This window comes from Mycolicibacter senuensis (genome assembly GCF_003284925.1).
In the GTDB taxonomy this organism is placed as follows: Bacteria; Actinomycetota; Actinomycetes; order Mycobacteriales; family Mycobacteriaceae; genus Mycobacterium; species Mycobacterium algericum_A.
The window spans coordinates 1-8,641 of record NZ_QMEX01000142.1 but is presented as its reverse complement, the minus strand read 5'-3'; the positions used below and the strand labels follow the sequence as shown (position 1 = coordinate 8,641).

General features: G+C 66.6%; 10 protein-coding genes and 1 pseudogene. 3 read left to right on the top strand and 8 right to left on the bottom strand.

Annotated elements, in window-relative coordinates; translation table 11 throughout:
• Nucleotides 1-251 precede the first annotated feature (251 nt).
• A complete protein-coding gene (locus DQP56_RS20385; RefSeq protein WP_041318590.1) occupies nucleotides 252-539 on the top strand; it encodes a WhiB family transcriptional regulator in 288 nt (95 codons plus the stop codon).
• A 167-nt stretch (nucleotides 540-706) separates the two neighbouring features.
• A complete protein-coding gene (locus tag DQP56_RS20380; RefSeq protein WP_234825751.1) occupies nucleotides 707-1,699 on the top strand; it encodes a PE-PPE domain-containing protein in 993 nt (330 codons plus the stop codon).
• Here DQP56_RS20380 and DQP56_RS20375 read toward each other — a convergent pair.
• A complete protein-coding gene (locus DQP56_RS20375; protein ID WP_112688543.1) occupies nucleotides 1,667-2,581 on the bottom strand; it encodes an NAD(P)-dependent oxidoreductase in 915 nt (304 codons plus the stop codon). The genes DQP56_RS20380 and DQP56_RS20375 overlap by 33 nt on opposite strands.
• Complete coding sequence (locus tag DQP56_RS20370; RefSeq protein ID WP_112688541.1) at nucleotides 2,578-2,958, bottom strand: carboxymuconolactone decarboxylase family protein; 381 nt, start codon at nucleotides 2,956-2,958, stop codon at nucleotides 2,578-2,580. Before DQP56_RS20370 ends, DQP56_RS20375 begins: the two co-directional genes overlap by 4 nt.
• Before the next feature lie 86 nt (nucleotides 2,959-3,044).
• Between DQP56_RS20370 and DQP56_RS20365 the strand changes: the two genes are divergently transcribed.
• Nucleotides 3,045-4,079 carry a PE-PPE domain-containing protein gene (locus DQP56_RS20365; RefSeq protein WP_234825750.1) on the top strand — a complete coding sequence of 345 codons (1,035 nt, stop codon included), beginning with the start codon at nucleotides 3,045-3,047 and terminating at the stop codon, nucleotides 4,077-4,079.
• A 91-nt stretch (nucleotides 4,080-4,170) separates the two neighbouring features.
• Here the strand turns inward: DQP56_RS20365 and DQP56_RS20360 are convergent.
• From DQP56_RS20360 to DQP56_RS20335, 6 genes and pseudogenes are all read right to left on the bottom strand, one after another.
• Nucleotides 4,171-5,318, bottom strand: a protein-coding gene (locus DQP56_RS20360) for an IS3 family transposase (protein WP_435673889.1) whose coding sequence is annotated in 2 segments (ribosomal slippage) — nucleotides 4,171-5,051 and nucleotides 5,051-5,318 — 1,149 coding nt in all. Because the reading frame shifts where the segments join, the coding sequence is not laid out codon by codon here.
• A gap of 140 nt (nucleotides 5,319-5,458) precedes the next feature.
• The gene (locus DQP56_RS20355; protein WP_112688537.1) at nucleotides 5,459-5,740 is read right to left on the bottom strand and encodes a hypothetical protein; all 282 of its coding nucleotides are present in this window, start codon (nucleotides 5,738-5,740) and stop codon (nucleotides 5,459-5,461) included.
• Between the two features lie 12 nt (nucleotides 5,741-5,752).
• The gene (locus tag DQP56_RS20350; RefSeq protein ID WP_112688535.1) at nucleotides 5,753-6,052 is read right to left on the bottom strand and encodes a GlsB/YeaQ/YmgE family stress response membrane protein; all 300 of its coding nucleotides are present in this window, start codon (nucleotides 6,050-6,052) and stop codon (nucleotides 5,753-5,755) included.
• A gap of 203 nt (nucleotides 6,053-6,255) precedes the next feature.
• On the bottom strand, nucleotides 6,256-7,875 hold the full coding sequence (gene groL, locus DQP56_RS20345) for a chaperonin GroEL (protein WP_112688533.1): 1,620 nt from the start codon (nucleotides 7,873-7,875) through the stop codon (nucleotides 6,256-6,258).
• An 88-nt stretch (nucleotides 7,876-7,963) separates the two neighbouring features.
• A complete protein-coding gene (gene groES, locus DQP56_RS20340) occupies nucleotides 7,964-8,266 on the bottom strand; it encodes a co-chaperone GroES (RefSeq protein WP_019736720.1) in 303 nt (100 codons plus the stop codon).
• 241 nt (nucleotides 8,267-8,507) lie between these two features.
• A pseudogene (locus DQP56_RS20335) lies at nucleotides 8,508-8,641 on the bottom strand (tRNA (adenosine(37)-N6)-threonylcarbamoyltransferase complex transferase subunit TsaD); the annotation flags it as partial.

Genomic DNA, 8,641 nt, shown 5'->3' with positions numbered 1-8,641 from the left:
GGTCCTCGGTCATCGCTGCGCGACGTTACGCGGCCGGGTCAACGTCGCGCCGTCCGCCCGGAAGAACATCCGCTCTCAGGGAATGTCCACCGCCTTAGGCCAGCCTTTCTTAACGGTCCCGTAGGTCTAACTTCAGACGCTTTCGTTACGGTCCCCCCAGCGCCGGATACCGCCGGCGCTGTTTTACGCGCACCACCAGACACCTCAACGGCCGCAACCGATCCGGTCGACCAGTTTTGAGAGGGGTTCCCATGCCACAGGTTGAGCAGCTGCCCGGCCGCAATGCGGACGTATGGGATTGGCAACTCCGAGGAGCGTGCCGGGGCGTTGACTCGTCGGTGTTCTTCCCGCCCGATGGGGAGCGCGGCCGCGCCCGGGCTCAGCGGGAGCAGAACGCCAAACGGTGGTGCCGCAGCTGCCCGGTGCTGGAGCAGTGCCGTGCGCACGCACTTGCCGTGGGTGAGCCCTACGGGATCTGGGGCGGCATGTCGGAATCCGAGCGGCACGCCGCGCTGCGCTGCCTGCGACCCAGCGGCTGAGCCCGGAAGACCCCGGTGACCCCGCTGGGGTTGAAATCGCGCCGTTATCCGGTTTCACCGACGGCAACACCGTTACGCTTCCCGCCCGGCATGCTCTGAAACTTCGCCGGCGTCAGCGATCGCAAAAAACCCCCGGGCGCAATATCAGCGTGTGATAAGCACAAGCGGTGAAAAAACGGGGCGGGATCAAAAGCACGGTTGCGCAGGCCGCCGCAGTCGCCGTGATGGCGGCTACGGCCGGGGTGGGGGTCGGCTCGTCGGTGCACGCGGCGGCGGCACTGCTGGCCGCCGAAGGCCCACTGACGGGCAGCCTGACGGCGCTCATCCTCGGCGGAACGACCGAACCGACGCCGTCGCCTGAGTTCGCGCGGTCCGCCGAGAGCCTGTACCTGAATCCGCTGGGGTTCAACGGCGGCTCGACCGATTCGACGGTCTGCTACATGGACGGTACCGACCCGTGCAGCGCCCCACTGCAGGTGCTGACGACGCCGGAACTGGTCCAGCAGGGACCGAGCAGTCTCACCGCCGCGTCGGCGATCGTGCTCGCCGTGCAGAACCAATTCGATGCCAACCCCGGGGCGTTCGATGCCGAACACCCGCTGACGATCTTCGGCTACTCACAAAGCGCCACCGCCGAGTCGATCGCGATGACCCGACTCGCCGAGGCGGGCATCCCGCTGGACTCGCTGCACTTCGTCTTCATCGGCGACCCCTCCACCCCGGACGGCATCTGGCAGCACCTGGAAGCGGCGATGCAGGCGACGCTCGGCCCGGATCTGACGAGCTATGTGCTCAACCTGTTCGGAATGACCGACGTGCTGGGGAACCTGACACCGAATGACCTGTATGCGGCAACCATTTACGGGCTGCCCGGTGACCCGGTCTCCAACTTCGCCGACGTCTTCGACGAAAAGGGACTGCTCGGCGCGATGCTGGATATCCTCTGGCCGCACGTGTGGTACCTGGGGCTGACACCGGAGCAGGTCGCCGACGCCACCACCACGGTCGACGGCGCCCTGACCTACGTCAACATCGACGACACCGACATCAACGGCCTCACCGCCTGGCTCGACGCGGTGTTCAGCGGCGGGGCCGCCAACAGCGGTCTGTTCGAGAGCCTCTGGGATTCACTGCAGTTGCTGTTCGGCAACTTCTTCTGAGTTGCCCACCGTCACCCCGGCGGTCCTCTCCAGCACCTTGACGATGCAGGTGAAGTCGGATTCGGGGCCCTGTTCTCGCAGCGTCGACTCCCACAGCGCGGCCACCGTGTCGGCGAGTTGGCTCGGCAGGCCCAGGGCACCGGCCTCGGCCAAGTACAGCCGTACATCCTTGACCATCAGTCCGGTCGCGAAGCCGTAGTCGAACGTCCTGGGCAACACCGCTTTTGGGAACTTGTCGCGGCTGGCATGGGTTCCGCCCGAGCCGGCGTTGAGCACGTCGATCATCGCCTGCGGGTCGAGGCCGGCCTTGACGCCCATCACCATGACCTCGGCGGTGGCGGCCAGCGTGGTGGCCGCCATCAGATTGTTGACCAGTTTCATCGTCTGGGCGGCGCCGGGCTTCTCACCGACGAACACCGGGCGGCCGAGCTCGCCGAGCAGCGCCTTGGCGGTGTCGAACGCGGCGCGTGGCCCGGAGACCATGATGGCCAGGCTGCCCTGCGATGCCCCGCCGACGCCGCCGCTGACCGGGGCATCCAGGGCCGCGACGCCGCAAGCCTGCAATGTGGCGTGATTGCGCTGCGCGACAGCGCTTCCCACGGTTGACAGGTCGATGAACAGCTTAGTCTTCGCGCCGCCGGCCACCGCCTCGGCGACCGCCTCGACGACCGCCGAAGACGCCTGCAACGACGGCAGGCTGGCCAGCACGATCTCCACCCGGTCGGCCACCTGCTGCGGTGAGGAGGCAGCGTGGGCGCCGAACGTCGTTGCGCGGTCGATCACTTCGCCGCGGGTGTCGTAGACCATCAGTTCGCGGCCGGCTGCCGCCAACCGGCCCGCCATGGGAAACCCCATGTTGCCAAGGCCGATGAAGCCGATCATCGGCTGCTCTCGTATTCGGCGAACGCCTCGCGGGCGATCCGGAAGCTGTCCACCGCCGCGGGAACGCCGGCGTAGATCGCCACCTGCATGAAGATCTCGCGGACCTCCTCGCGGGTGACGCCGTTGGTGAGTGCCCCTTTGACGTGGGTGCGCAGTTCGTTGGGCCGGTTGAGCACCGCGATCATCGCGAGGTTGAGCATGCTGCGGGTCTTGCGCGACAGGCCGTCGCGTCCCCACACCGCACCCCAGCAGTATTCGGTGACCAAGTCCTGAAACGGCGCGGCGAAGTCATCACCGGCGGCGGCCTGGGCCACATACGCTTCGCCGAGCACGGCCGCGCGGATCTCGCGGCCCCGCTCATAGGTCTGTCGATCCATGGGCCCTCCTAGTTCGATGCCGACGCACCTTCTCGACGATGGCGAGAACCCTAGACTCAAAGATGAGAATGTGATAATCACATGTGATGCACAGCATGGGGGGTTGCCCTAAAACCCTGAAACCGCGGCGTCGGGGCGTCAACAAGGCAATTTCCGGGTTCGCCGCCGCCGGCCTGATCATCGCCTCGACCGGCGCCGCGTCCAGCACGCCGGTCGGTTCGCTGCTGCTCGAGGCGGCACTGCTGGCCGTCGACGGCCCGCTGGCCGGCAGCCAGACCGCGCTCATCCTCGGCGGCACCGGCCAGCCGACCCCGTCGCCGGAATACGCGCGATCCGCCGAGAACCTGTACCTGAACCCGCTGGGATTCAATGGCGGCTCAACCGACTCGACGGTCTGCTACATGGACGGCACCGACCCCTGCAGCGCCCCGTTGCAGGTGCTCACGACACCTGAGTTGTTTCAGCAGGGCCCGAGCAGCCTCACCGGCGCGTCGCTGATCACGCTCGCCGTCCAGAACCAGTTCGCCGCCAACCCGGGCGCATTCGACGCCGATAACCCGCTGACGATCTTCGCCTATTCCCAGAGCGCCACCGCAGCGTCGATCGCCATGTCCCGACTCGCCGAAGCGGGCATACCCGCCGATTCGCTGCACTTCGTGTTCATCGGCGACCCGTCGACCCCGGACGGCATCTGGCAGTACCTGGAAGCCGCCATGTACGCAACGTTGGGCCAGGATCTCTCGGACTACCTGCTCAAGCTGTTCGGCCTGACCGAGGTGCTGGGCAACCTGACCCCCACCGACCTGTACTCGGCAACCATCTACGGTCTGCCCGACGACCCGGTCTCCAACTTCGCCGACGCGTATGACAACTACGGCCTGTGGGGCGCGCTGCTGGGGATCTTCGGCCCCCACGTGGAGTACCTGGGCCTGACCCCCGACCAGATCGCCGACGCGACCACCACCGTCGACGGCATGCTGACTTACATCGAGATCGACAACAGCGAGATCAACGCCTTCGACGCCTGGCTCAGCGCCTTACTGTGGCACGGGGTCGCCAACAGCGATCCGTTCCAGGCCCTGTTCGACTCGATCAACCTGCTTTTCAGCAACTTCTTCTAGCACCCGTTTTCGGGTCATTCCGGCGACCATTCTGGCAGGTCCCCGATAGTCGGTCCACCTGGTTGTAGAGCCAGGTTGTGTTGTACCGGTTTCAGTTGATCTCGCAGGCCACGGGGTGGTGGGTGTGGCTGCATCGGGCAGCGTACTCGGCTGGGGTCAGGTAGCCCAGGGCTGAGTGGCGGTGCCGGTGGTTGTGGTCGTGCTTGAAGTCGCCGATGACGACGCGGGCTTCGAGCAGACTGGTCCAGTGGTTGCGGTTGAGGCACTCCCTTCGTAGCCGGTTGTTGAATGATTCGATGTGACCGTTGTTCCACGGGGTACCCGGCGGGATGTAGGACAGGCCCACTTTGCCCTCGCAGAACGCTTGCAGCGCTTGGGAGATCATCTCCGGGCCGTTGTCCATCCGCAGCACCATCGGCGGTCCGCCGGCGATGGTGAACACCCGCTCGAGTTCGTCGACGAGCCGGTCGCCGGTGATCGAGCGCTCCACAATGTTCAGCAGCGATTCACGGGTGTGCTCGTCGAGCATCGAGGCGATCTTGACCGCGTGGCCGTCGATGGTGGAGTCGAACTGGAAATCCAGCGCCCACACCACCTTCGGTGCATCGGCTTCGATCTCGGGTGCCCACGTCGACTGCCCGGCCCGTTTGCGAGGACTGTGCACGCGGCGCTGCAACCCTTCCTCGGCCCACAGCCGGTGCACCTTCTTCTTGTTGACCTGCCGGTGCTCGTCATAGCGCAGCGCCGCCCAGGCCCGCCGGAACCCGTGGCAGGGCTCCTTGGCGGCATAGGCACGCAGCCAGGCCCGCAGCTCGGCGTCGGGATCGGCCGCTGTCTGCGCGATCGGGGTGCGGCGGTAGGTGGCGCGGGCGAGCCCGACCGCCTTGCACACCAACCGTTCCGACAGGCCCAAGACCTCTTTGAGCATGTCCACGGCGCGGCGCCTGGCGTCCGGGCTCAAAATTTTCCCTTGGCCACCTCCCGCAGGGCGTCCTTTTCCAGCTCGGCCTCGGCCAGCAACCGCTTCAATCGGCTGTTCTGCTCACGTAGCTCGCGCAGTTCCTTGGCGGCGTCGACGTCCATGCCGCCGTAGCTGCGGCGCCAGTTGTACAGCGTTGCCGGCGAGACCTCCAGCTCGGCGGCGATCTCCTCGTTGGTCTTGCCCGCGGCAGCGAGCTCATCGGCACGGCGCAGCTTGCGCACGATGTCCTCGGCGGAATGCTTCTTCCGGCCAGCCATGTTCTTCATCGTCCCTTCCAGCCCCCACCGGGGGCCACAGGACTCTAAAACAAGGCGGACTCATTCACCGGGGGCACGCCAATTCCGGCCCGGCACAGATCGCAGTGCGCCGGGCCGGAATTCCGGGTGTCACAGCGTGCTCAGCCGTGCGGCGCCTCGGATATCTTGCTGTCCGGCGTTCCCACCGTCTTGCAGTAAGTCGAAACCGACAGCCGGGTCGCCGAAATCTCCAGATTGGAGGGGTCCGCGCCGCTCTTGTCTTTGAGCATCTTGCTGATTTCGTCGTCCTGCTTCTTCTCGTCCTGCTCGACGAAATCCTTGCATCGGGTGTCGCCTCCGGTATTCATCACCTTCGACGCCGAGCACCCACTGGACAGCAGTACACCGACGGCCATGGCCGCAACCGCAACGTATTTCACCATTTCTCTTGCCCCTTACGCCTCGCGGCCGAACAGGCGCAGCAGCCACAGCAGGATGATTGCGCCCAGGATTGCAGTGAACAATGTGAACCACCAACCGCCGCTCGCGGTGTCCACGACGAAGCTCAGCAGAAAACCGCCGATCAGCGCGCCGACAACGCCCACAACAACGTCGGTAAGCAGGCCGTACTTGGTCTTCATGACCATGCCTGCTATCCAGCCGGCAATGGCTCCGATAATGATGTAGCCGATCCACCCGACACTGGTCAACGTGGTGGAGCGGGCCAGAAATTCAGTAGCCGCCACTGGGTCCATCGTGATCTCCTTTACAGCGCCTTCAATACACCGTCCTGATCGACGACGCGGAGAATCAGTACCCGTTCTCGGCGGTTATAAACGGACCGGCGCATCAAGGCCGCCGAGCAGTCCCCCGTAAGCGGGCGGTACCCCCAGCGAAAGCCCCCATTCCGGAGCCGAAATGGGGGCTTTCGCGTCTTGTCGCGCGGCAAGCGCGGTGGCTAGTGCGCGTGCCCGTGGTGGCCGTGGCCGTCGGCGGCCTCCTCGGCCGGCTTGTCCACCACCGCCGTCTCGGTGGTCAGCACCATGCGTGCCACCGAGGCGGCGTTGAGCACCGCGGACCGGGTCACTTTGACCGGGTCGACGATCCCGTCGGCGGCCAGATCGCCGTAGGTCAGCGTCGCGGCGTTGAAGCCCTGCCCGGCCGGCAGCTCGGCGACCTTGCTGGCCACCACCGCGCCGTCCACACCGGCGTTGCTGGCGATCCAGTACAGCGGTGCGCTCAGCGCGGCGGCGAACACCTCCACGCCCAGCTTCTCATCACCGCTGAGCGAGGACGCCAGCTCCGACAGTGCCCCGCGGGCCTGCACCAGCGCGGCCCCGCCGCCGGTGATGATGCCCTCCTCGACGGCGGCCTTGGCCGCCGCCACCGCGTCCTCGACCCGGTGCTTGCGCTCCTTGAGGGCGGTCTCGGTGGCCGCGCCGACCTTGATCACCGCCACGCCGCCGGCCAGCTTGGCCAGCCGCTCCTCGAGCTTCTCGCGGTCCCAGTCGGAGTCGGTCGCCTCGATCTCGGCGCGCAGCTGCTTGACGCGAGCGGCGATCGCCTCGGCGGTACCGGCGCCGTCAACGATGACGGTGTCGTCCTTGGAGACCACCACCCGGCGTGCGGAACCCAGCACGTCCAGGCCGGCCTCCCGCAGCGTCAGGCCGACGTCGGGGTTGATCACCTGCGCGCCGGTGACGATCGCGAGGTCCTCCAGGAACGCGTTGCGACGGTCGCCGAAGTAGGGTGCCTTGACCGCGACGGCCTTGAGCGTCTTGCGGATCGCGTTGACCACCAACGTCGACAGCGGCTCGCCCTCGACGTCCTCGGCGATGATCACCAGCGGCTTGCCCGCCTCGACGACCTTCTCCAGCAACGGCAGCAGGTCGGGCAGTGAGCTGATCTTGTCGCGGTGCAGCAGGATCAGCGCATCCTCCAGGACGGCCTCCTGCGAGTCGAAATCGGTGACGAAGTAGGCCGACAGGAAACCCTTGTCGAAGCCGACGCCGTCGGTGATCTGCAGTTCGGTGGAGAGCGTCGAGGACTCCTCCACGCTGACCACGCCGTCGCTGCCGACCTTGGTCATCGCCTCGCCGACCATTTCACCGATCTCCTCGTCGCGCGAGGACACGTTGGCCACCTGGGCGATCGACTCCTTGCCGGAGACCGGGGTCGCCGCGGCCAGCAACGCCTCGGATACCGCGTCGGCCGCCTTGGCGATACCGGCGCCCAGCGCGATCGGGTTGGCGCCGGCCGCGACGTTGCGCAGCCCGCCGGAGATGATGGCCTGGGCCAGCACGGTGGCGGTGGTGGTGCCGTCGCCGGCGACATCGTTGGTCTTGGTGGCCACCGACTTCACCAACTGGGCGCCGAGGTTTTCGAACGGGTCCTCCAGGTCGACCTCACGGGCCACCGTGACGCCGTCCATGGTCACCGTCGGGCCGCCGAACGACTTGGCCAGCACCACGGCGCGGCCGCGCGGGCCCAGCGTGACCCGAACCGCGTCGGCCAGCTTGTCGACGCCGGTCTCCAAGGCCCGGCGGGCGGCCTCGTTGAACTCAATCTGCTTGCTCACGAATGTCAACCCTTTCCCGTCACGCGTGCCGCCCCGGACATCACCCGTACTACGGGGACCTCCGGGGCGGGCACGGTGTCTGCTTTGGCTACTTGCCGACGATGGCCAGCACGTCGCGCGCGGACAGGATCAGGTACTCCTCGCCGGCGTACTTGATCTCGGTACCGCCGTACTTGCTGTAGATCACGACGTCGCCTTCCTTGACGTCCAGCGGAATCCGCTTGTCGCCGTCCTCATCCCACCGGCCGGGGCCGACGGCAACGACGGTGCCTTCCTGCGGCTTCTCCTTGGCAGTGTCCGGAATGACCAGACCGGAAGCGGTCGTGGTCTCGGCCTCGTTGGCCTGAACGAGGATCTTGTCCTCGAGTGGCTTGATGTTCACGCTCGCCACGATTGGAGCCCTCCACATTGTCTGGATGCGACCCGGTTCGCTGCCTGGTCGCATCGGAACGTACTTACTTAAGGTGTTCGGCATTCGTGCGAGCCCTCGCGTCGTCGTCGCGGGTGCCGAGCCAGGAATCGTCCGACTGCCACCTAGCACTCTATACACGAGAGTGCTAGCACTCAAGGTGGGGGCGGTGCTTCCTCGGTATCGGGCCTGTTCAGCCGCGAGCGTGCGCAGAAACGGCAGCTCACCCGGCGTGTCGACCGGGGACTCGCACGCTCGCGCAAACGACCGGCAGGCCCGGGTCGGTGGCCACATCCAGCGGCGACGGCGGCACCCCGGCCGCGATCAGCTGCGCCGCGAACGCCGCGATCATCGCCC